The organism is Bradyrhizobium sp. 25ACV, from assembly GCF_054863005.1.
In genome coordinates this window covers 192,725-214,504 of record NZ_JAVAYO010000001.1, presented here as the reverse complement: position 1 = coordinate 214,504, position 21,780 = coordinate 192,725, and the positions used below count along the sequence as shown (strand labels likewise).

The following is a 21,780-nucleotide window of genomic DNA, read 5'->3' as shown; positions in this document are numbered from 1 at the left end:
GGCGTACGCGGGTGTCTTTCGCCCTTCTCCCTTGTGGGAGAAGGTGGCGTAGGCCTCTGGCCGCCGTTCTTAGAGAACGCCGAAGCGAAGCTTCGGCTATGGCGCCGGATGAGGGGTTCTCTCCACGTGCAACACCGTTCGTGGGGATAGAACCCCTCACCCGGCTTCGCTGTCGCGAAGCCACCCTCTCCCACAAGGGGAGAGGGTGCACCGGTCCTCCACGTTCACACCCTCGTCAGCCTGTACTGCCCCAGATCCGGATCATGCGTCATGCGCCAATAGTCGACGAACCGCCACGGCATCGCCGAAAACACCCGGCCGCTTGAATTGCGGTAGTAGGTGCTCATGCCCGGATGGGTCCAGATCATTGTCTCGTGCTCGGCGTCGACCTTGCGGACGTAGTCGTCGAGCACATCAGGGCGGACGTCGATGGCAGCGACGTCGTGCTCGATCATTTCGGCTAGGCAGGCGGCGATGTAGCGGCTCTGGCATTCCGACTGGAAGATCACGCTGCCGCCATGGGCGGGGCCGGAGTTGGGGCCGAGCATGCAGAAGAAGTTGGGGAAATCAGGCACGGTGAGGCCGAGGAACGCGGTCGGATTGTCGTTGGCCCATGCCTCGCGCAAATCCTTGCCGTTGCGGCCGCTGATGTTGAGGCGCGCCGCCATCTCCGTCACCTTGAAGCCGGTCGAGACCACGATGACGTCGGCGGGGCGGTGCCTGCCGTCGGCGGTGACGATGCCGCTCTGGTCGAAATGGTCGATCGCGTCGGTGACGAGCTCCACGTTCGGCCGCGTCAACGTCTTGAACCAGTTGTTGTCGAGCAGGATGCGCTTGCCGTAGGGCGGATAGGTTGGCACGCATTTCGCGATCAAGTCCGGCCGGCCCTGTAATTCCGACAGGATGAAATCGGTCAGCTCCTGGCGGTGCCGGTCGTTGCCCTTGTTGACTGCGCGCTCCGGATGCGGCCAGGCCGGGTCCTTGCGCAGGAAGGGCAGTAGGCCGTCGCCGTAGCGCCAGAACATGTTGAAGCGGTACCACTGCACATAGAACGGCAGATGCGCCAACAGCCAGCGCGCGCCCTCGCTGATCGGATCGGAATAGCCCTTCACCGGCCGCGCCCATTGCGCGCTGCGCTGATAGACCGTGACCGATGCGACGCGGCCGGCGATCGACGGCACCAGCTGCATCGAGGTCGCGCCGGTGCCGATCACGGCGACATGCTTGCCGTCGATGTCGATGTCATCCGACCACAGCGCCGAATGCAGGATCGTTCCCTTGAACTTGTCCTCGCCGTTGAATCTGGCACGGGAGGGATCGTTGAGCTGGCCGATCGCGCTGACAAGCGCGGTGGATTCGAAGGTCTCCTCGCCGCTCTCGGTCTTGAGTGTCGAGATCCAGCGCCGCTTGCCTTCGTCCCAGCGCGACGAGGTCAGCTCGGTGTTGACGCGCAGATGCTTGCGAATGCCGTATTCATCTGCAACCTTCTTGAGATAGCCGAGCAGCTCCTCGCGCTGGCAGAAGTAGCGGGTCCATGCATTGCCAGAGCCGAACGAGTAGGAATAGGAGTGGTTCGGCGTGTCGACGCCGCAGCCGGGGTAGCGGTTGATCCACCAGGTGCCGCCGAGCTCGGCGTTCTTCTCGACGATGGTGTAGGGAATGCCGAGATGGCCGAGCGCCACGCCGAGCGCAATGGCGCAGACGCCGGCGCCGACGATCAGCACGTGCTGGCTTGCCAGCTTGTCGTCGGAGGGGCGCTTGGTCCAACGTGCCTCGCGCGACACGAAGCCCATTTCCTCGCGCATCAGGGGAGCATATTCCGACGCGACGTTCTCGCCGAGGCAGCCGCGCATCATCTTCAGCAGCAGCTCGTCGCCGGGATCAGTGATGACGGGCTTCGGCGTGCCGTTGGCGAAGAGCTCGACGACCGCGGCGCGGATTTCGTCCTGGATTTCCTTGGGCACGCCGGCTTCGGGATCGGGAATGAGGCGGATGTCGCGCTTGGGCAAGTACGGCGGCGCGAGCCATTTCTCGTCGCCGGTCATATGCACCAGCACCATCAGGAGACAGCGGATGTCACCTTCTGCGATGGTCGAGGCAAGGTCGAGCGGCCTGTGCGGAGATTCGATGTTCATGGCGTTTCCTGATCTCCGGAGGCAGTGAAGAGGCCGCGCGTCATTAGCTTGCGATAGGCGGAGATGACGTGCTCGGGCACGGCGGTGACGCCGCCGGCCGAGTAGGAGTAGCGCCGGCTGAGATAGCCGCGCGCCCCCATCAGCATGTGGACGATCGCCTCGAACTCGTCGTCGCTGAAATCCTCGATGGCGCCGGCAAGGCGCGCACGGCGGAGGATGCGGACATAGGCGACCGAGATGTTGTCGAGATGTTTCTGGTAACCGATGGGTGCGAAGAATTCGGCCTCGTTGAGGATGCGCAAAAATTCCGGGACCTCGCGGATGAAGTCGAAGAAGGCGGCGAAGCGCTCGATCTCCTGCCGCGCTGCTTCCGCCGTGCCGGTGCGGGCGCGGATGAACTCGACCATGTCGAGGCCGATCTTGGGTAGCAGCTGGTCGAGCAGCTCCTGGCGGTTCTCGAAATGATTGTAGAAGGTGCCTTGCGCGACGCCGGCCTGTTCGGTGATGCGGGCAACGGAGGCTTCGGCATAGCCATGCTTGCCGACGACCTTGGTCGCGGCCTCGAAGATCTTCTGCTTGGTCCAGGCGTTGCGCTCGACGCGGTTCAGCTTTGTGATCTTCGCGGTGGCTGGGCCTTGCGTCATGCCACGGTCTCCAGTTCGGCGCGCAGCACGCGCTTGAGAATCTTTCCAGAGGGGTTGCGCGGGAGGCTGTCACGGATGATCAGCTCTTTCGGCACCTTGAAGCTCGCCAGCCGCGCGCGACAGTGCTCGGTGAGGGCAGGGAGCTCGAGCCTAGTGCCTTCGGCCAGCACGACGATCGCGACCGGACGTTCGCCCCAGCGTGCGTCGCGCAGGCCGATCACCGCGACCTCGCGCACCCCAGGCAATTCATAGATGACGCGTTCGACCTCGGAGGAGGCGATGTTCTCGCCGCCGGAGATGATCATGTCCTTCTTGCGGTCGGTGAGGTACAGGAAGCCGTCGTCATCGAGATAGCCGACGTCGCCGCTGCGGAACCAGTCGCCGAAGAAGGCGGAGGCCGTTTTTTCCGGATCCTTCCAGTAGCCGCGCGTGATCTTCGGTCCACGCAGACAGATCTCGCCGTTGACGTTCGCCGGCAAGGTCTTGCCGTCCTCGTCGCGGATCTCGATCTCGACATGGGCAATCGCACGCCCGGTCGAGCCGATCTTCTCGATCTCGCGGCCGGACTCCATGAAGGTGTCGCCGCCGACGGTCTCGGTGAGGCCATAGGCATCGATGTAGCGCGCGTTGCGGAAATATTCGGAGAAGGAGCGGATGCGCAGCTCCGGCGTCTTCTCGCCGCCGCCGATGGCCCATTGCAGGCTGGAGACGTCATAACGCTCACGCGTCGGGCAGGTGAGCATCGCGCTGGTCATCACAGGTGCGAACCAGGCGGCGTTGAGCTTGTCCTCGGCGATGGCCGCAAGCGCTGCCTCCGGCTCGAAATTGCGTTCGATGTGGATGAAGCCGCCATGCCAGAGCCCGGCGATGCCGGGCAGGTCGAGCGCGCCGACGTGATAGAGCGGGCCGACGACGAGCAGTCGCGTCTCGGCGCTGAGCCCCAGCGCGATCGTCTGGTCGGCGGACTTCCAGTAGAAATTATCGTAAGAGAGCATCACGCCCTTGGGGCGGTCGGTCGTGCCCGAGGTATACATCAGCCGCATCAGGTCCGATGGTGCGCGGGCACGCATCGGCGCGGGCGGCGCATCGGCTGCGAGGTGCGTGAGGCTCTGCTGCGCGGCCTCGTCGAGCGCGACAATCCCTGTGCCCGCGGCATTCGCAGCCAATTCCTCGTCGACGATCAGAAGCCGCGCGCCGGCATTGCCGGCGATGTAGCCGACTTCGTCGCGGGAGAGGCGGAAGTTGATCGGCAGAAACACCGCGCCGAGATGGCTGGTGGCGAAGACGAGCTCCAGGAACGCCGCGCTATTCTTCATCAGCACCGCCACGATGTCGCCGGCGCCAATGCCCTGCGCGGCGAGCCAGCCGGCCGCTTTCCGGATGCGCGCGTCGAAGGCCGCGTAGGAAATCTCCTCGCCGCGATATTTCAGCGCGGGCCGGTCCGGCGTGCGCCGGGCATGAAAGGCGATGAAGCTCGAAAGATTGATCATTTTCGCTGGTTTCAGGCCAATTGTCGGCCTCGTTCCTCTCCTATGAATTCTGACTCATAGTTCATGTTTGGCTTGACGTCACCCCCTCCCTCTGAAATCCTTGGGAATACGGAGACGAGACGATCTCCGGCAAGGGACCAGGAAAACGCCGACCCGACAGAGGGAGGGAAAAATGACGAGGACCCGCACACCGGGCATCAGCCGCCGATCAACGCTGGCGCTGATGGGCGCCGGTGCGATGAGTGTTGCCGCGCCGTGGGTGGCGCGTGCGCAAGCCAAGACCATCAAGATCGGTATGCCGACGATCCTGTCGGGCCGCGTCGCCCAGCTCGGCACGTCCTCGCGTAATGCGGTGATGCTCGAGGTCGAGAAGGTCAACGTCGCCGGCGGCCTCGCCGGGCGTCAGATCGAGATGGTGATCCGCGATTCCAAGGGCCAGCCGCAGGAAGCCGCCCGCGTCGCGCGCGAGCTCGTCAACACCGATGGCTGCGAGTTGCTGCTCGACGGCGAGGCGTCCTCCGGATCGTTTGCGGTGCATGAGGTGGCGCGCGACCTCGGCGTGCTCTGTATCCATACCTGCTCGGAAGCGTCCTCACTGACGGCTGATCCGAAGCAGCACATCCCGAATGCGTTCCGCTGCGTGCGCCAGGGCATCCACGATTCCATCGTCGGCGGCAGCTACGCCGCCGCGATCGCGAAGACCAAGGGCCTGAAGAAATGGGCGACCTGTTCGCCCGATTATGCCTATGGCCGCGACACAACCGGCGAGTTTACGCTGTATCTGAAGCGTTTCGCGCCTGATGTGGAGATCATCAGCGAGTCCTGGCCAAAGCTGTTCCAGCCCGACTACACCGAGGTCGTGACCAAGATCCTGCAAGCCAAACCGCAGGCGCTTTATTCCTGCCTATGGGGCGGCGATCTCACCTCCTATATCGACCAGGCCAACATCTACGCGATGTTCAGCCAGATGGAGGTGTTCGCGGTCAACATGGCCGACTACACCGCACTCACCGTCGTGAAGAACCTGCCCAAGGGCATCCACTCCGGCAACCGTTACATCAAGACCTTTCCGACCACGCCGGAGAACGCGGCCTGGGGCGATGCCTACAAGGCGAAGTACAACGAGTATCCGACCAATTGGTCGTGGCAGAACGCAACCGCCGTGATGTTCCTGGCCGAAGCCGCAAAGAAGGCGAACTCCGCTGACGGCAAGAAGATCGCGGAGACATTGAAGGGCCTCACCATCAAGTGCCCGTTCGGTGCCGACGGCACCGTGACGATGCGCGGTGATGATCACACGCTGGTCGGCTACGCCATCGGCTGGGGCACCACGATCCCGCAGGAGCCGTATGTGCCGGAGGTCAAGGCCGGCGACTGGAAAACGATCTTCGAGCTCGAGGCCGAGTGGAAGAAGAGCAAGGGCTACACCTGATCTGATGCGCGGCGGAGACGGGCGACCGTCTTCGCCGTTTTCGTTTGATTTTTCGCGCCGTGTCAGGCGCGCCGCAATGAAAGTGCTCCCGTGGATCTCGACGCGCTTGCCGGCTGCCTCTCCAGCTCCGCCTGCCTGGTGACGCAGACCACCAGCGGCCTCATCATCGGCATGCTGCTGTTCCTGGTCGCGGTCGGGCTGACGCTGATCTTCGGCGTGCTCAAGGTGGTCAATTTCAGCCACGGCGCCTTCTACATGTTCGGCGCCTATTTCGCGATGACCGCCTATCAGCTCACGGGGAGCTTCGCACTCGCGATGCTGGCGGGCGCGGCCGGCACCGCCATTCTCGGATTGATCTTCGAGCGCGTCTTCATGAGCCGCGTCTATGGCGCGGACGTCTTGATGCAGCTCCTCGTCTGCTACGCCTTCGTGCTGATCTTCGACGATGTCGTGCGCATCATATGGGGACCGGAATTCAAGTCGATGGGCATGCCGTCGGCGTTCCAGGTGATGCCGCTGTTCATCGCCGGCGGCGTGGTGCCGCCTTATTATCTGCTGCTGATCGGCGTCGCGCTTGTCGCGGCCATCGTGCTCGGCATCGGGCTGTCTCGCAGCCGGATCGGCAAGGTGATCCGCGCCGCCGCGCAAAATCCTGGCATGGTGTCCGCGCTCGGCATCAACACCGGCCTGATCTATGGCGGCGTGTTCGCGCTCGGCGGCATGCTGGCGGGACTCGCCGGCGCGCTCGCCGCGCCGGTGCGCTCGCTCACGCCCGGCATGGGATTCTCGGTGCTGATCGAATCCTTCATTGTCACCGTGATCGGCGGCATGGGCTCGATCCTGGGCGCCCTGATCGGCGCGCTTCTGCTCGGCCTGATCCGCTCGTTCGGCTCGCTCGGCTTTCCCCTGTTCACCGAAGGCCTGATGTATTTGTTCATGGTGATCGTGCTGGTCTCGAAACCCACCGGCCTGTTCGGCAAGGAGGCGGCATGACCGAGCTGGAGGCCGGACGCGCGCAAGGGCTGGCACCCGTGCGCGGTGGCTCGGTGCTGCAACGCTATCGCGACGTCCTGATCGCGTTGGTCGCCTTTGCCGTGCTGGCGAGCCTGCCGCTGTTGACGGGCAGCAAGGCGCTGCTCGATTTCGTCATCCGCTGCTCCGCCTACGGCCTGTTCGCGACCTCGCTCAACCTCCTGGTCGGCTACACTGGCCTGACCTCGTTCGGCCACGGCATGTTCTTCGGCCTTGGCGCCTACGGTTTCGGCCTGATCATGCAGAAGCTCGGCGTACCCATTCCGGTCGCCTTCGTGGCGACGCTGGCGATCACGGCGGCGATCGCGACCGTCATCGGCGCGATCTGCGTGCGGCTGAAGGAGATCTATTTCGCCTTCGTCACGCTCGCCTTCCAGATGCTGATCCACTCGACCATCCTGTCCTGGGCTTCGTTCACCGGCGGCGACCAGGGCCTGCGCGGCGGGATTCCGCGACCCGTCTTTCTCGGGATTGATCTTTCCAACCACGTCCATCTCTACATCGCGAGCTGCGCGCTGTTGATCCTCGGCCTGCTCGGGATGCGCCAGATCGCGCAATCGCCGTTCGGTTACACCCTGCGCATGATCCGCGACAATGCCGCGCGCGCGAGCTTTCTCGGTATCGACGTCTGGCGCGCCAAGCTCACCGTGTTTGTGCTGGCGGCGCTGTTCGCGTCGATGGGCGGCATGGTGATGGCGCTGTTCGTCTCCGGCGCCTATCCGGAATTCGCCTATTGGACGATCTCGGGCGAGGCCATCTTCATCAACATGCTCGGCGGTGTCTCGACCTTCTTAGGTCCGATGGTCGGCACCGTGCTGCTGCTGCTCCTCAACGACACCGTGACGCGGTTCACCGAATACCATGGCATCGTGCTCGGCGTGGTCATCCTGTTCTTCGCGCTGGGCCTGCGCAAAGGCCTACTGGATTTCGTCGCCGAATGGGTCGCGCGCCGGCGCGAGACGGGCGAGGGCCGCTAGCCATGCTCGAGATCCGCAACCTCGCAAAGTCCTTTGGCGGCGTGAAGGCGACCAATGACGTCACACTCGATTTCCCCGACGGCTCGCTCACGGCCGTGATCGGCCCGAACGGCGCGGGCAAGAGCACCTTCTTCAACCTGATCACCGGCGCGTTGAAGCCTGACACCGGCCAGGTGCTGCTCGATGGCGTCGATCTCGCGGGGCGCTCGCCGCCGGAGATCGTCCGTCACGGCATCGGCCGCGCCTTCCAGGTCGCGAGCATCTTCAAGTCGCTGACGGTGCAGGAGACGATGCTGGCTGCCGTCAGCGCCGACCAGCGCTCGTCCGCGGTGCTGCACAAGCGCTTTCCGCTGCCCGAGACGCGTGACCGCGCCGAACATGTGATGGAGCTGTTGGGCCTTGCGGGCAAACGCCATCGCACCGCGGCGACTCTCTCGCATGGCGACCAGAAGCTGCTCGACATCGCGCTTGCGCTGGTGCTCGAACCAAAGGTGCTGCTGCTGGACGAACCGACGGCCGGAATGGGACCGGAAGAGCGCTGGCGCATGATCGACAAGGTGCGCGAGCTCTGGGAGACCCAGAAGATCACCGTCGTCTTCATCGAGCACGACATGGACATCGTGTTCAAGATCGCGCCCAAAATCGTGGTGCTGTGCTACGGCCGCATTCTCGCAACCGGAACGCCCGACGAGATCCGCAACAACAGCGCCGTGATCGACGCCTATCTCGGCACCGAACATGCGGGAGCCGCCGCATGAGCGCCGTCGTCATCGAAGTCGCCGATCTCGACGTCTATTACGGCACCAGCCAGATCCTGTTCGGCGTCGGCCTCTCGGTACGGCAGGGCGAGACCATGGCGTTGCTCGGCCGCAACGGCGCCGGCAAGTCAACGACGATGAAGGCGATCATGGGTCTTGCGCCGCCGCGGCGAGGCAAGGTCAGCCTGCGCGGCGCGGTGATCTCCGGCCGGAAGCCGCACACAATCGCGCGCGCCGGCCTCGGCTTCGTGCCGGAGGATCGCCAGATCTTCCCGGAGCACAGTGTCGAAGACAATCTCGTCATCGGAAAGAAGAAGGGACCGGAGGGCCAGGACGAATGGCCGATCAAGCGCATCTATGAAGTGTTCCCGCTGCTGGAGCCGCTGCGCCATCGCATTGCCGGACGCCTCTCCGGCGGCGAGCAGCAGATGCTCGCGATCGCGCGAACGCTGATGGGCAATCCGGCGCTGTTGCTGCTGGATGAGCCGAGCGAGGGGCTGGCGCCGATCATCGTGCAGCGGATCGGTGAGCTGCTGCGCCAGCTTCGAAGCATCGGGTCGACGGTGCTGATCGCCGAGCAGAACATGCATTTCTGTCTCGGCCTTGCGAGCCACGCCACTGTGATCGACAAGGGCCAGATCGTCTATGCCGCGGGAATCGACGAGCTGAAGGCCAATGACGCCATCCGGCGGCGTTATCTGGCCTTGTAGGCCCCGGCGCCGGTGCCTCAGTAGGCCGGAAGAAGAAAACTATTGTCCCCAAGGCGCCTCACGGAAGGAGTTTCCCTCCGGACAGGCAAAAACGCCAATCGCTTCCATTGCCGTTTGGGCGGGAAACGACGACATTCCCATCAGAATTTGATGGATCGGCGTAGCCATGGAACGCACTGGATTTGACCCCTTCGGCGAGCAGCTGGTGTCCGCAACGGACGCCCAGCCGAAATCGCGCGCCTCAAAGCTCCTGCTGCGGGCCGGCACCACGGTTTTCTGGTCGCTTGTCGCCGGCATCGTTCTGGCCCGTGCGGCTTTCTTCGAGCCGGGCATCTATGACGGCTTCAGCAAGGTCGCCTCGCTCGCCAAAAGCCTGATCTTCTGAGGCGCGGATATTCCGGGCTGAGGATAGAACTTCCCTCGGCCCTGATATGCCGAAAACTTATTCCCCATTGAGCCGACGCTGCGTATAAATATTTCTCCTCTGGGAGAGATTTGTGTCGCAGAATCAAGCATCCAGCCCGGCCGACGCCAAGCCGACCACCGCCGCTAGCCGCGTCGTCGCGCTGATTCCCGGCATTCTCCTCTGTATCGCCGTGGCCGGCGTCTCGGCCCTGCTCGAGCACCTGGAACTGGGCGTCTTCGAGCACCCCTATGTCGAGGCCCTGGTGATGGCGATCCTGCTCGGCATGGCGCTGCGCAGCTTCTGGAAGCCGGCCCCGCGCTGGCAGGCCGGCATCGCCTTCAGCGCCAAGCAGCTGCTGGAAGTCGCGGTGATGCTACTGGGGGCTTCGATCAGCTTCGCTGCCATCGCCGCCTCTGGCATCGCGCTCCTGGCCTCGATCGCGGCCGTCGTCGTGATCGCGCTCTGTGTCTCCTTCGGCCTCAGCCGGATGCTGGGCCTGTCGACGCGGCTGTCGATCCTGATCGCCTGCGGCAACTCGATCTGCGGAAATTCGGCGATCGCCGCCGTGGCGCCGATCATCGGCGCCAACAATGACGAGATCGCATCCTCGATCTCCTTCACCGCGATCCTTGGCGTGATGATGGTGCTCGGCCTGCCGCTGTTGATTCCGCTGTTGCAATTGTCTGCCACGCAATACGGCATCCTCGCCGGCCTCACGGTCTATGCGGTGCCGCAGGTGCTGGCCGCGACGGTCCCGGCCGGGCTCGTCTCGACACAGATCGGCACGCTCGTGAAGCTGATGCGTGTGCTGATGCTCGGGCCGGTCGTCGTCGGCCTGTCGCTCGCCGCCTCGCGCTGGCAGAGCGATGCCAAGAAGACCCATGTTGGCTTCTTCCGCCTGGTGCCCTGGTTCATCCTCGGCTTTCTGGCGCTGGCGACCTTGCGTTCTCTCGAAATCGTGCCGGGGACGGTGGTTGGTCCGGTGACCAAGATCACGAGCTTTCTTACCGTGGTGTCGATGGCGGCCCTCGGTCTCGGCGTCGACGTGCGCGTGCTCGCCAATGTCGGCGGGCGGGTGACGGCCGCGGTGACGCTCTCGCTGATGCTGCTGCTCGGCATCAGCATCGCACTCGTGCATTGGTTCAAGTGAGGGGCGCGCTCTCTGGACTTCCCCCGCCAGACGTTTATTGGTTTTCGCCAATGTGATCGGCTGCGGCTGATCCGAGAAACAGCGAGGGCGCGGCCATGACGACATTGACGGTGAAAGACCTTCTCCCTGAGGACGGAACACGCGGCACACTCGCCGGCCGCGTCTGGCTGCCGCAGGCGAACGGTCCGGCCGTGGTCGCCGTCCGTGGCGACGGCGTCTTCGACGTCACCGCAAGATTTCCGACCATCAGCGCGCTCTGCGAAGAAGACAATCCGGCCAAGGCGCTGAGCCTGACCAAGGGCGAGCGCATCGGCGACCTCGATGCCATCGTGGCCAACACGGCGCCGGACCAGCGCGATCGCCAAAAGCCGTGGCTGCTTGCGCCCGTGGACCTGCAGACGCTGAAGGCTGCCGGCGTCACTTTTGCCATCTCGATGCTGGAGCGCGTGATTGAGGAGCGCGCAAAGGGCAATCCGGCCTCGGCCGAAGCGATCCGCAAGGAAGTGACGCGGCTGATCGGCGATGATTTGTCGAAGCTGAAGCCAGGCTCCGACCAGGCGATGCATCTGAAGCAGGTGCTGATCGACCAGAACGCCTGGAGCCAATATCTCGAGGTGGGCATCGGTCCCGATGCCGAAGTGTTCACCAAGGCGCCGACCATGTCCTCCGTCGGCACCGGCATGGATGCCGGACTGCATCCGAAATCGACCTGGAACAACCCGGAGCCGGAGCTCGTGCTGTTCGTGTCGAGCCGCGGCGAGATCGTCGGCGGCGCGCTCGGCAACGACGTCAATCTGCGCGACTTCGAAGGACGCTCGGCGCTGCTGCTGTCGAAGGCCAAGGACAACAACGCCTCCTGCGCGATCGGACCGCTGCTGCGCCTGTTCGACGACAGCTTTACGCTCGACGATGCGCGCAAGCTCGACATCAGCCTGAACGTGAAGGGGGCGGACGGCTTCGTTCTCGACGGCCATTCCTCGATCAGCAAGATCAGCCGCGATCCGACCGATCTGGTCGAGCAGACCATCGGCAAGGTGCATCAATACCCTGATGGCTTCGTGCTGTTCCTCGGCACGATGTTCGCGCCGGTCAAGGATCGCGATGCGCCGGGGCAGGGGTTCACCCACAAGCGGGATGATATCGTCACGATCGCAGCGCCCCAGCTCGGCAAGCTCGTCAACCGCATGCGCACCAGCGACGAGTGCGAGCCCTGGACCTTCGGCATCGGTGCGCTGATGAAGAGCCTGGCGCAGCGGAAGCTGATTTAGCGCTTTACGTCTCGCAGCTGACCTCCCACGCCAACGTCTATGAGGCCGTCATGCCCGGGCTTGTCCCGGGCATCCACGTTTCTTCGTCATGGGAGGGAGGCGTGGATGGCCGGGACAAGCCCGGCCATGACGGTGTCCGCGGCTGGACCCAACTACAAACTGCCTTCATCTTCCCGTTGCATCGGTGGAACAAAATCGCGCTTGGCGTGTCTTAGAAGCGCCCGCGGCCGCTTGGCGCGATTTCCCCCAAATAGTCAAATAATATGACTAGTCGGAACCGATCTTCCGTGAAATAGTCCCTCCCGCCGCCTCGAAGGCCGGCCTGCGGGTGCCATGTTACCAATCGGTGCCCCGGATAACATATCTTGGGAGACTCGCCTGATGATCCTCAAAGCCCTCTTTGCGGCCAGCGCCACGGCCGCCTTGCTGCTCGCGCTGCCGGCGAATGCCGCCGAGCTCACCATCGGCTTCTCGCAGATCGGATCGGAATCCGGCTGGCGCGCGGCCGAGACGTCGGTCTCCAAGCAGGAGGCCGCCAAGCGTAAGGTCAATCTCAAGATCGCCGACGCGCAGCAGAAGCAGGAGAACCAGATCAAGGCGATCCGCTCCTTCATCGCGCAGAACGTCGATGCGATCTTCCTCGCGCCCGTGGTCTCGACCGGCTGGGACTCGGTGCTGAAGGAGGCCAAGGAAGCCAAGATCCCGGTCGTGCTGCTCGACCGCGACATCGATCCGTCCGGCAAGGAGCTCTATCTCACCGCGGTCACCTCGGACAGCGTGCATGAGGGCGAGGTCGCCGGCGACTGGCTGGCCAAGACAGTCGGCGCCAAGGCTTGCAACATCGTCGAGCTGCAGGGCACGGTCGGCGCCAGCGTCGCCACCAACCGCAAGAAAGGCTTCGACACCGCCATCGCCAAGCACGCAAACCTGAAGGTGGTGCGCAGCCAGACCGGCGACTTCACCCGCGCCAAGGGCAAGGAGGTGATGGAAAGCTTCATCAAGGCCGAAGGCGGCGGCAAGAACATCTGCGCGGTCTACGCCCACAACGACGACATGATGGTGGGCGCGATTCAGGCGATGAAGGAAGCCGGCCTCAAGCCCGGCAAGGACATCCTCACGGTTTCGATCGACGCGGTCCCCGATATCTTCAAGGCGATGGTTGCCGGCGAAGCGAACGCTACGGTGGAGCTGACGCCGAACATGGCGGGCCCGGCGCTCGATGCCGTCGCAGCCTTCAAGGGCAAGGGCACGGTTCCGCCGAAGTGGATTCAGACCGAGTCCAAGCTCTATACCGCCGCCGACGATCCGCAGAAGATCTACGACAGCAAGAAGGGCCTCGGTTACTGAGGCGGGCTCCGCGCCGGACCGCTTCCAGTGGTCCGGCGACCCCCCTTCGAAACCGCTGCACGAACGGCTAGGCTGGGTGTCCGCTTCAATGGCGGGCACCCGTGGGAGTGAATTTGCCATGCAGAAAAGCCCCGATCCTGCTCTTCCCCTTCTTGAGGTGCGCGGGATCAGCAAGAGCTTTGGCGCTGTGCGCGCGCTGCAGGAGGTCGACTTCACGCTGCGCGCCGGCGAGATCCATGCGTTGCTCGGCGAGAACGGCGCCGGCAAGTCCACGCTGATCAAGGTCGTCACCGGCGTATTCCCGCGCGATGCCGGCATTGTCAGGATCGGCGGTGAAGAGGTCGCGCCGCGCTCGGCCAAGGCAGCGCTGGCAGCGGGCATTGCCACCGTCTACCAGGAAGTCAACCTGCTGCCGAACCTGTCGGTGGCGCAGAACCTGTTCCTCGATCGCCAGCCAATGCGCTTCGGCATCGTGCGCGAGGGCGAGATGCGCCGCTGCGCCAAGGCGCTGCTTGCGGAGTTTGGCCTCGACATCGACGTCGCCGCGCCGCTCGGCAACTATTCGGTGGCCATCCAGCACGTCACAGCGATTGCCCGCGCGGTGGATCTCTCCGCGCGGGTGCTGATCCTGGACGAGCCGACCGCAAGTCTCGACCGTCACGAGGTCGAGATCCTGTTCGGCATCATGCGCCAGCTCGCAAAACGTGGCATCGGCATCGTCTTCGTCAGCCACTTCCTCGACCAGGTCTACGAGATCTCCGATCGCATTACGGTGCTGCGTAACGGCCGCCTCGTTGGGGAGCGCGAGACCGCCTCGCTGCCCCGGCTCGAGCTGATCCGGCTGATGCTCGGCCGCGAGTTGGCCGAGACCACCAGCGCGCGCGCATCGGTGGGCCAGCACAAAGCGCGCGAGGTCTGCGCGAGTTTCGAGAATTACGGCAAGGCCGGCTATGTCGCGCCGTTCAATCTCGAGCTGCGCCATGGCGAGGTCGTCGGTCTCGCCGGCCTGCTCGGCTCGGGCCGCACCGAGACGGCGCGGCTGGTATTCGGCGCCGAGCGCGCCGATGTCGGGAAGGCGAGGGTGGAGGGTGCGCCGGTGCGGCTGCAGTCGCCCCGCGACGGCGTCCGCCACGGCTTTGGCTATTGCCCGGAGGAGCGCAAGACCGACGGCATCGTCGCCGAGCTCACGGTGCGCGAGAACATCGTGCTCGCGCTCCAGGCCAAGCGCGGCCTGCATCGGCCGCTGTCGCGCCGCGAGCAGGACGAGATCGCGCGCCGATACGTCAAGATGCTCGACATCCGCCCGCCCGATCCGGAGCGCCCCGTGGGCCTGCTCTCCGGCGGCAACCAGCAAAAGGTGTTGCTGGCGCGCTGGCTCGCGACCTCGCCGCGGCTTCTCGTGCTGGACGAGCCGACCCGCGGCATCGATGTCGGCGCGCACGCCGAAATCATCCGCCTGATCCGCGAGCTCTGCGACGACGGGCTTTCGCTGCTCGTGATCTCCTCCGAGCTCGACGAGATCGTGACCTATTCGGACCGCGTCGTCGTTCTGCGCGACCGCGCCCATATCGAGGAGCTCGCGGGCGAGGCGATCGACGTCGGCAACATTCTCGCCGCCATTGCCGCCGATAGCGTCGCTGTTGCGCTTGAGGCCCACACATGACAGCGCTGCTGCCGCGCCGCGGCCTTGCCCAGATCCTGGCGCTGATCGTCATCCTCGCGGTCGATCGCGTGGTGTCGCCGCAATTCTTCGACCTGCGCCTCCAGGACGGCCGTCTGTTCGGCAGCCTGATCGACGTGCTCAACCGCGGCACGCCGGTGGCGCTGCTCTCGCTCGGCATGGTGCTGGTGATCGCGACGCGCGGCATTGATCTGTCGGTCGGCGCCGTCATGGCGATCGCGGGCGCGATTGCGGCGAGCCTCGCCGACACTCACAGTCTCGCCGTCGTGCTGGCGGCAGCGCTCGGCGCGGGCTTGATTTGCGGCTTGTGGAACGGCTTCCTTGTCGCGGTACTCGGCATGCAGCCGATCGTGGCGACGTTGATCCTCATGGTGGCGGGACGCGGCATCGCCCAGCTCATCACCGAGGGGCGCATCGTGACGTTCTCCTCCCCCGATCTGGTCTGGCTCGGCAATGGCTCGGTGCTCGGCCTGCCGGTACCGGTCGTGATTGCCCTGGGCATGCTCATCCTGACCGGCGCGGTGGTGCGGGGCTCCGCGCTCGGCCTGCTGATCGAGGCGACCGGCGGCAATGCGCGCGCGAGCGAGCTTGCCGGCGTCGGCACCCGTGCGATGATCCTGTCGGTCTATGTCTGGTGCGGCGTCTGCGCCGCGCTGGCCGGTGTGATCGCGGCGGCCGACATCATGGGAGCGGACGCGAACAATGCCGGCCTCTGGCTCGAGCTCGATGCCATTCTGGCCGTGGTGATCGGCGGCACCTCGTTGTTCGGCGGCCGTTTCAGCCTCTTGCTGGCCGTCCTCGGTGCGCTGATTATCCAGACCATGAACACCGGCATCCTCTTGTCCGGCTATCCGCCGGAGTTCAACCTGCTGGTCAAGGCGGTGGTGGTGCTCACGGTGCTGTTGTTGCAATCGCCCAAGCTGACCGGTTTTGCCGGCATCGCCGCGCGGCTGCGGAGGACGAAAGCATGAGAGGTCTGCCGCCCGCCCTCATCACGGCGATCGTGCTCGTCACGGGCTTCGCAGCCTGCGCCGTGCAGTTTCCCAACATCGCCTCGACCCGCGTCGTCGGCAATCTTCTCACCGACAATGCCTTCTTGGGCATCGTCGCAGCCGGCATGACCTTCGTCATCATCTCCGGCGGCATCGATCTCTCGGTCGGCTCGGTGATCGGCTTCACCACCGTCTTCGTTGCGCTCGCGATCGAGCGCTGGGGCATGCCGCCGCTGGCTGCTTTCGTCGTCGTCCTCGCACTCTCGGCGGCCTTCGGTGCGGCGATGGGCGCGGTGATCCATGTCTTTGATTTGCCACCCTTCATCGTGACGCTCGCCGGCATGTTTCTGGCGCGCGGTGCGAGCTTCCTGCTCTCCACCGAATCCATACCGATCACCGCGCCGATCTATTCCACCGTGTCGGACTTCGCCTTGCGATTGCCGGGTGGGGGGCGGTTGACGGCGATTGCGATCATCATGCTCGCGATCGTGATCGGCGGAGCCTTGCTGCTGCATCTCACCCGGTTCGGCGCCAATGTTTATGCGCTCGGCGGCAGCCGGACGACCGCGAGCCTGATGGGCGTTGCGGTCGGCAAGATGACGGTGAAGATCTACATGCTGTCGAGCCTGCTCGCAGGCATCGCCGGCATCGTCTTCTCGTTCTACACCAGCGCCGGCTATTCGCTTTCCGCCGTCGGCGTCGAGCTCGACACCATCGCCGCCGTCGTGATCGGCGGCACGCTGCTCACGGGCGGGCAGGGCTCGGTGATCGGTACTTTCCTCGGCGTGCTGATCCAGGGCCTGATCCAGACCTACATCAATTTCGACGGCACGCTGTCGAGCTGGTGGACCAAGATCGCGACCGGCATCTTGCTGTTCGCCTTCATTGCCTTGCAGCAGGGTCTCGTCGCGCTCGCGCGCCGGCCGCTGGCAAAGAGCGCAGGAGCCGCCACATGACATCGCGCATCGTCGTCATCCCGACGCGGCGGGCTCACTCCAATCATGCGGAGGTCGCCCGCTCGATCGGCATCGACATCATCGCCGGCCGCTACGCGGAAGGGACGCGCGTGCCTGGCGATGCCGAGATGATCGCGATGTTCGGCGTGTCACGGCCGGTGCTGCGGGAGAGCGTGAAGACCCTGGTCGCCAAGGGCCTGCTCACCACCAAGGCGCGCGTCGGCACCGTCGTACGCGAACGCGCCGCCTGGAACATGTTCGACGCCGACGTGCTGGCCTGGCATCTGGACGCCGGCATCGACAAGCGTTTCCTCAACGACCTCGCCGAGATCCGTCTCGCGGTCGAGCCGCGCGCGGCCATGCTGGCGGCCAAGCAGCGGTCGGAGGAGGATCTGGCCGAACTTCGGCGCAGCATGGAGCGAATGCGGCTCGAAGCGTCCGACTCGGTCGGCTTTGCCGATGCCGACCTCGCGCTTCACGTCGCCGTGGCGCGCGCCTCCGGCAACCTGTTCATGCGCTCGATCGGCCACGTCATCGAGGCCGCGCTTCGCGCCTCGTTCCTGCTGAGTGCGCCGGTCGAATTGGAGGACCGCGATACGGTGCTGCTCTGGCACCAGAAGATCGTCGATGCGATTGCGGCCGGCGATGCGGAGGCCGCCTCTGAGGCGATGATTTTCGTCATTCACAACGGCATGCATCGCCATGAGGGCACGGTTATCGAGACCGCACCGGCCTCCGTGGAATCTGGAGAGGGATCGTGACGGAACTCCGCATCGCCATCGTTGGATTCGGCAAGATCGCGCGTGACCAGCATGTCGGCGCGATCGCCGCCGTGCCGGGCGCGGCGCTGGCGGCGATTGCCAGCCGTAACGCCTCGCTGCCGGGACTGCCGCATTTCGCCACCATCGAGGAGCTGCTGGAAAAGGGACCGCCGATCGATGCGGTCTCGCTCTGCACACCGCCGCAGGTGAGGCGCGCGCAGGCTGCCGCGGCGCTCGCCGCCGGCAAGCATGTCATGCTGGAGAAGCCGCCGGGCATCGGTGTCGCCGAGCTCGATCCGCTGGTCGCGATGGCGGCGGAGGCAAAGCGAACGCTGTTTGCGACCTGGCATTCGCGCCATGCGCCGGCCGTCGAGCCCGCGCGACAATGGCTCAGTGAGCGGCGCATCAAGTCGGCGCACATCAGCTGGAAGGAGGATGTTCGCGTCTGGCATCCCGGGCAGGGCTGGATCTGGGAGCCGGGCGGCCTCGGCGTGTTCGACCCCGGCATCAATGCGCTGTCGATCCTGACCAAAATCCTGTCGAAGCCCGTGTTCGTCACCGCGGCCGAGCTGGCGTTTCCCGCCAATTGCCAGGCACCGATTGCGGCGAACCTGACGCTGACCGACATCGACGGCCTTGCTGTCACCGCCGAGTTCGATTTCCGCCAGACCGGACCGCAGAGCTGGGATATCCTCGTCGATACCGACCAGGGTCGGATGACCTTGTCCAGCGGTGGCGCGCGGATGGAGGTCGACGGCAAGGTGCTTGCCGAGGCGCCCGATGAGGAATATCGCGGACTCTACCGGCGCTTCGTCGAGCTCGCGGCGACCGGCGCAAGCGACGTCGATCTGACACCGCTTCGCCTCGTCGCCGACGCCTTCCTGCTCGGCAGGCGCACCGTCGTCGAACCGTTTGTGGATTAGACATGGCCGCATCAAAAATCACAAAAGACATCTTCGGAACACTGCCTGACGGTCGCAAGGTCGAGCGCATCGTGCTGCGCGGCGAGGGCGACTTCGAGGCGCGCATCATCACCCACGGCGCGGTGATCCAGGCGCTGATTGCGCCGGATGCGAAGGGTGGTCACGACGACGTCGTGCTCGGCCATGACGCGTTCGCCGGTTATCTCGCGGAGCGAAAGTTCCTTGGGGCCACCGTCGGCCGCTACGCCAACCGCATTGCCAAAGGACAGTTCTCGCTCGACGGCGAGACGGTGCAGCTTGCCGTCAACAACGGGCCGAATGCGCTGCATGGCGGCCTCGATGGATTCGACCGCAAGCTCTGGCAGATTGCGGAGATCGACGACGGCGCCGCGCCCGGGGTAACGCTCACTTACACAAGTCCGCATGGCGAGGAGAATTATCCCGGCCACCTCGATGTCCGCCTGACCTATCGCGTCACCGGCCCGACCGAATTGTCGTTGAGCATGGAGGCGCGGACCGACCGTCCCACCATCGTCAACCTGACCAACCACAGCTTCTTCAATCTGGAAGGCGCAACGTCAGGCACGCCCATTCTCGATCACAGGCTGACGGTTGCCGCCGAACATTTCCTCGCCATCGATCCCACTGCCATTCCGCTGCCCGGACCGCCGCGCGCGGTGGCCGGCACGCCGTTCGACTTCCGCGAGCCTCGGCAGGTTGGCGAGCGCATCCGGCAGAGCGATGAGCAATTGCAGAACGGCAGGGGCTATGACCACACCTACTGCCTCGCGCGCGACGGCTTGCTCGCGCTTGCTGCCCGGCTGGAGGCGCCGCGCTCCGGGCGGATCATGGAGCTGTTCACCGACCAGCCCGGCCTTCAGGTCTATTCCGGCAACTATCTCGACGGCACGATTTCGGGGAAGGGCGGCAAGCTGATCCGGCAATCGGATGCCATGTGCCTGGAGCCGCACATCTGGCCTGACGCGCCGAACCGGCCGGATTTCCCGAGCCCGCGTCTCGATCCCGGCGGAGCCTATCGGCACCACACGGTCTATCGCTTCGGTGTGAGGGCGTCATGATGGAACAGGTGCCGACATCAGTTCTCTCGGACGATCCCTGTCATCTCGGCGAGGGCCCGACCTATGACGTGACCACAGACACCGCCTGGTGGTTCGACATCCGCGAGGGGCGGCTGTTCGAGGCACAGCTTGGCAGTGGCAGCGTCCGCGTTCATGCGCTCGGCCGGATGGCGAGCGCGCTCGGGCGCATCGATGCCGAGCGCCAGTTGATCGTCGCCGAGGACGGTGTCTATGTCCGCGAGCTCGCCGATGGCGCGATGACGCTGTTCTGTCCGCTCGAGGCGGACAATTCTGCCACGCGCTCCAATGATTGCCGTGTGCATCAGTCCGGCACGTTCTGGATCGGCACCATGGGGAAGAAGGCCGAGCCGAAGGCGGGGGCGATCTACGCGCTCCATCGCGGCAAGATCTCGACGCTGTTTCCCGGCATCAGCATCCCCAATTCGATCTGCTTCTCGCCGGATGGCGCCATTGGCTATTTCACCGACACTGCGCGCGCCGTGCTCTACGCAGTCCCGCTCAATCCCGCGACCGGTCTGCCGCGCGGCGAGCCGGAGGTGTTGTTGCGACACACCGGTATCGGCGGCCTCGATGGCTCAGTGTGCGATGCCGACGGAAAGATCTGGAATGCCTGCTGGGGCGCGAGCCGTATCGATGTCTATTCTCCGCAAGGCGAGCGTCTGCGCTCACTGAGCGTGCCGGCGAAGCAGGCGAGCTGTCCCGCTTTCGTCGGTTCCGATCTGTCGCGCCTCCTCGTCACGTCAGCGTGGCAGGATATGGACGCGGCGGCACGCGCCGCCGATCCGCAAGCCGGTTGCACTTTTCTATTGGAGGCATCCGCGCGCGGTCGCGCGGAGCCAGACGTCAAGCTCGCATAGGAGTCCACAGACAGCCCACGACGACGTTCTCGATGAAACAAAGAAACCGTCTGACACCCAAGGGAGTAAAACATGCTGACACTGAAGACGACATTCCTCGCGCTGGCGCTGGCCGGCGCTGCGACGATGGCCACGGGCCTCACCGCCTCCGCCCAAGACAAGGCGACCGTCGGCATCGCGATGCCGACCAAATCGTCGGCGCGCTGGATCGACGACGGCAACAACATGGTGAAGGTGCTGAAGGAGCGCGGCTACAACACTGACCTGCAATATGCCGAGGACGACATCCCGAACCAGCTCTCGCAGGTCGAGAACATGGTGACCAAGGGCGCGAAAGCCCTGGTGATCGCCGCGATCGACGGCACCACGCTGTCCGACGTGCTCAAGCAGGCCAAGGCGAAGGGCATCACCGTGATCGCCTATGACCGCCTGATCCGCGGCACACCGAACGTCGACTATTACGCGACCTTCGACAATTTCCAGGTCGGCGTGCTCCAGGCCGAGTCGATCGTGCAGGGCCTCGGTCTCAAAGACGGCAAGGGCCCGTTCAACATCGAGCTGTTCGGCGGCTCGCCCGACGACAACAACGCCTACTTCTTCTACAACGGCGCGATGAGCGTGCTGAAACCCTATATCGACAGCGGCAAGCTCGTCGTCGGCTCGGGCCAGATGGGCATGGACAAGGTCGCGACGCTCCGCTGGGACGGCGCCACCGCCCAGGCCCGCATGGACAATCTGCTCAGCGCCTATTACGGCAACAAGAAGATCAACGCCGTGCTCTCGCCCTATGACGGCATCTCGATCGGCATCATCTCCTCGCTGAAGGGCGTCGGCTACGGCAGCGCCGATCAGCCCATGCCGATCATCTCGGGTCAGGACGCCGAGGTGCCCTCGATCAAGGCGATGCTGCGCGGCGACCAGTACTCGACCATCTTCAAGGACACCCGCGACCTCGCCAAGGTGACCGCCGACATGGTCGACGCCGCGCTGGCCGGCAAGCAGGTCACGGTCAACGACACCAAGACCTACGAGAACGGTGTCAAGACCGTGCCGTCCTACCTGCTCAAGCCGGTCGTAGTCTACAAGGACAATTGGGAGAAGGTGCTGGTCGACAGCGGCTACTACAAGAAGTCGCAGTTCCAGTAGATTTCTCGTGCCGTC

General features: G+C 64.8%; 20 protein-coding genes. 17 read left to right on the top strand and 3 right to left on the bottom strand.

Translation table 11 applies throughout. The annotated features are described in order from the left end of the window. Positions 1 to 224: 224 nt before the first annotated feature. Genes RAD04_RS00895 through RAD04_RS00885 form a run of 3 tightly spaced genes read right to left on the bottom strand, consistent with a single transcriptional unit; the run spans position 225 to position 4,269 of the window. Entirely contained in the window at positions 225 to 2,135 is a 1,911-nt protein-coding gene (locus tag RAD04_RS00895; RefSeq protein ID WP_461622256.1) for a flavin-containing monooxygenase, read from the bottom strand. Next, positions 2,132 to 2,779 carry a TetR/AcrR family transcriptional regulator gene (locus RAD04_RS00890; protein WP_461622255.1) on the bottom strand — a complete coding sequence of 216 codons (648 nt, stop codon included), beginning with the start codon at positions 2,777 to 2,779 and terminating at the stop codon, positions 2,132 to 2,134. The genes RAD04_RS00895 and RAD04_RS00890 overlap by 4 nt, the downstream gene beginning before the upstream one ends. Beyond that, a complete protein-coding gene (locus RAD04_RS00885) occupies positions 2,776 to 4,269 on the bottom strand; it encodes an AMP-binding protein (protein WP_461622254.1) in 1,494 nt (497 codons plus the stop codon). Before RAD04_RS00885 ends, RAD04_RS00890 begins: the two co-directional genes overlap by 4 nt. A 172-nt stretch (positions 4,270 to 4,441) precedes the next feature. On the opposite strand from RAD04_RS00885, the gene RAD04_RS00880 reads away from it, so the two are divergent. The 17 genes from RAD04_RS00880 to chvE all read left to right on the top strand — a co-directional run bounded on the left by RAD04_RS00880 (position 4,442) and on the right by chvE (position 21,765). Next, on the top strand, positions 4,442 to 5,701 hold the full coding sequence (locus tag RAD04_RS00880; protein ID WP_461622253.1) for an ABC transporter substrate-binding protein: 1,260 nt from the start codon (positions 4,442 to 4,444) through the stop codon (positions 5,699 to 5,701). Positions 5,702 to 5,791: 90 nt separating this feature from the next. After that, complete coding sequence (locus RAD04_RS00875; protein ID WP_461622252.1) at positions 5,792 to 6,694, top strand: branched-chain amino acid ABC transporter permease; 903 nt, start codon at positions 5,792 to 5,794, stop codon at positions 6,692 to 6,694. Continuing rightward, complete coding sequence (locus tag RAD04_RS00870) at positions 6,691 to 7,710, top strand: branched-chain amino acid ABC transporter permease (RefSeq protein WP_461622251.1); 1,020 nt, start codon at positions 6,691 to 6,693, stop codon at positions 7,708 to 7,710. Before RAD04_RS00875 ends, RAD04_RS00870 begins: the two co-directional genes overlap by 4 nt. Positions 7,711 to 7,712: 2 nt before the next feature. Further along, positions 7,713 to 8,468, top strand: a complete 756-nt coding sequence (locus RAD04_RS00865) for an ABC transporter ATP-binding protein (protein WP_461622250.1) — start codon at positions 7,713 to 7,715, stop codon at positions 8,466 to 8,468. Then, on the top strand, positions 8,465 to 9,178 hold the full coding sequence (locus tag RAD04_RS00860; protein ID WP_461622249.1) for an ABC transporter ATP-binding protein: 714 nt from the start codon (positions 8,465 to 8,467) through the stop codon (positions 9,176 to 9,178). Before RAD04_RS00865 ends, RAD04_RS00860 begins: the two co-directional genes overlap by 4 nt. Before the next feature lie 166 nt (positions 9,179 to 9,344). Continuing rightward, complete coding sequence (locus tag RAD04_RS00855) at positions 9,345 to 9,563, top strand: hypothetical protein (protein WP_461622248.1); 219 nt, start codon at positions 9,345 to 9,347, stop codon at positions 9,561 to 9,563. 112 nt (positions 9,564 to 9,675) lie between these two features. Next, positions 9,676 to 10,734, top strand: coding sequence for a YeiH family protein (locus RAD04_RS00850; RefSeq protein ID WP_461622247.1), 1,059 nt, complete (start codon positions 9,676 to 9,678; stop codon positions 10,732 to 10,734). A gap of 95 nt (positions 10,735 to 10,829) precedes the next feature. Beyond that, positions 10,830 to 12,002, top strand: coding sequence for a fumarylacetoacetate hydrolase family protein (locus RAD04_RS00845; RefSeq protein WP_461622246.1), 1,173 nt, complete (start codon positions 10,830 to 10,832; stop codon positions 12,000 to 12,002). A gap of 381 nt (positions 12,003 to 12,383) precedes the next feature. Next, positions 12,384 to 13,349, top strand: a complete 966-nt coding sequence (gene ytfQ / locus RAD04_RS00840) for a galactofuranose ABC transporter, galactofuranose-binding protein YtfQ (RefSeq protein ID WP_018315902.1) — start codon at positions 12,384 to 12,386, stop codon at positions 13,347 to 13,349. Positions 13,350 to 13,467: 118 nt separating this feature from the next. Further along, the gene (locus RAD04_RS00835) at positions 13,468 to 15,012 is read left to right on the top strand and encodes a sugar ABC transporter ATP-binding protein (protein ID WP_461622245.1); all 1,545 of its coding nucleotides are present in this window, start codon (positions 13,468 to 13,470) and stop codon (positions 15,010 to 15,012) included. After that, positions 15,009 to 16,001 (top strand): ABC transporter permease, encoded by a 993-nt coding sequence (locus RAD04_RS00830; protein ID WP_461619114.1) that lies wholly within the window; start codon positions 15,009 to 15,011, stop codon positions 15,999 to 16,001. Before RAD04_RS00835 ends, RAD04_RS00830 begins: the two co-directional genes overlap by 4 nt. Further along, positions 15,998 to 16,978: a galactofuranose ABC transporter, permease protein YjfF gene (yjfF, locus tag RAD04_RS00825; RefSeq protein ID WP_461622244.1), complete on the top strand. Its 981-nt coding sequence runs from the start codon at positions 15,998 to 16,000 to the stop codon at positions 16,976 to 16,978. Before RAD04_RS00830 ends, yjfF begins: the two co-directional genes overlap by 4 nt. Continuing rightward, entirely contained in the window at positions 16,975 to 17,739 is a 765-nt protein-coding gene (locus RAD04_RS00820; RefSeq protein ID WP_104463054.1) for a FadR/GntR family transcriptional regulator, read from the top strand. The genes yjfF and RAD04_RS00820 overlap by 4 nt, the downstream gene beginning before the upstream one ends. Next, on the top strand, positions 17,736 to 18,662 hold the full coding sequence (locus RAD04_RS00815) for a Gfo/Idh/MocA family protein (protein ID WP_461622243.1): 927 nt from the start codon (positions 17,736 to 17,738) through the stop codon (positions 18,660 to 18,662). Before RAD04_RS00820 ends, RAD04_RS00815 begins: the two co-directional genes overlap by 4 nt. A 2-nt stretch (positions 18,663 to 18,664) precedes the next feature. Further along, positions 18,665 to 19,741 (top strand): aldose epimerase family protein, encoded by a 1,077-nt coding sequence (locus RAD04_RS00810; RefSeq protein WP_461622242.1) that lies wholly within the window; start codon positions 18,665 to 18,667, stop codon positions 19,739 to 19,741. Beyond that, positions 19,741 to 20,619: an SMP-30/gluconolactonase/LRE family protein gene (locus tag RAD04_RS00805; protein ID WP_461622690.1), complete on the top strand. Its 879-nt coding sequence runs from the start codon at positions 19,741 to 19,743 to the stop codon at positions 20,617 to 20,619. The genes RAD04_RS00810 and RAD04_RS00805 overlap by 1 nt, the downstream gene beginning before the upstream one ends. 72 nt (positions 20,620 to 20,691) lie before the next feature. Then, positions 20,692 to 21,765, top strand: a complete 1,074-nt coding sequence (chvE, locus tag RAD04_RS00800) for a multiple monosaccharide ABC transporter substrate-binding protein (RefSeq protein WP_461622241.1) — start codon at positions 20,692 to 20,694, stop codon at positions 21,763 to 21,765. Positions 21,766 to 21,780 lie beyond the last annotated feature (15 nt).

Coding starts and splice junctions, on each gene's coding strand:
- RAD04_RS00895 (WP_461622256.1), bottom strand. CDS start 2,135: ATGAACATCGAATCTCCGCACAGGCCGCTCGACCTTGCCTCGACCATC.
- RAD04_RS00890 (WP_461622255.1), bottom strand. CDS start 2,779: ATGACGCAAGGCCCAGCCACCGCGAAGATCACAAAGCTGAACCGCGTC.
- RAD04_RS00885 (WP_461622254.1), bottom strand. CDS start 4,269: ATGATCAATCTTTCGAGCTTCATCGCCTTTCATGCCCGGCGCACGCCG.
- RAD04_RS00880 (WP_461622253.1), top strand. CDS start 4,442: ATGACGAGGACCCGCACACCGGGCATCAGCCGCCGATCAACGCTGGCG.
- RAD04_RS00870 (WP_461622251.1), top strand. CDS start 6,691: ATGACCGAGCTGGAGGCCGGACGCGCGCAAGGGCTGGCACCCGTGCGC.
- RAD04_RS00865 (WP_461622250.1), top strand. CDS start 7,713: ATGCTCGAGATCCGCAACCTCGCAAAGTCCTTTGGCGGCGTGAAGGCG.
- RAD04_RS00860 (WP_461622249.1), top strand. CDS start 8,465: ATGAGCGCCGTCGTCATCGAAGTCGCCGATCTCGACGTCTATTACGGC.
- RAD04_RS00855 (WP_461622248.1), top strand. CDS start 9,345: ATGGAACGCACTGGATTTGACCCCTTCGGCGAGCAGCTGGTGTCCGCA.
- RAD04_RS00845 (WP_461622246.1), top strand. CDS start 10,830: ATGACGACATTGACGGTGAAAGACCTTCTCCCTGAGGACGGAACACGC.
- ytfQ (WP_018315902.1), top strand. CDS start 12,384: ATGATCCTCAAAGCCCTCTTTGCGGCCAGCGCCACGGCCGCCTTGCTG.
- RAD04_RS00835 (WP_461622245.1), top strand. CDS start 13,468: ATGCAGAAAAGCCCCGATCCTGCTCTTCCCCTTCTTGAGGTGCGCGGG.
- RAD04_RS00830 (WP_461619114.1), top strand. CDS start 15,009: ATGACAGCGCTGCTGCCGCGCCGCGGCCTTGCCCAGATCCTGGCGCTG.
- yjfF (WP_461622244.1), top strand. CDS start 15,998: ATGAGAGGTCTGCCGCCCGCCCTCATCACGGCGATCGTGCTCGTCACG.
- RAD04_RS00820 (WP_104463054.1), top strand. CDS start 16,975: ATGACATCGCGCATCGTCGTCATCCCGACGCGGCGGGCTCACTCCAAT.
- RAD04_RS00810 (WP_461622242.1), top strand. CDS start 18,665: ATGGCCGCATCAAAAATCACAAAAGACATCTTCGGAACACTGCCTGAC.
- RAD04_RS00805 (WP_461622690.1), top strand. CDS start 19,741: ATGGAACAGGTGCCGACATCAGTTCTCTCGGACGATCCCTGTCATCTC.
- chvE (WP_461622241.1), top strand. CDS start 20,692: ATGCTGACACTGAAGACGACATTCCTCGCGCTGGCGCTGGCCGGCGCT.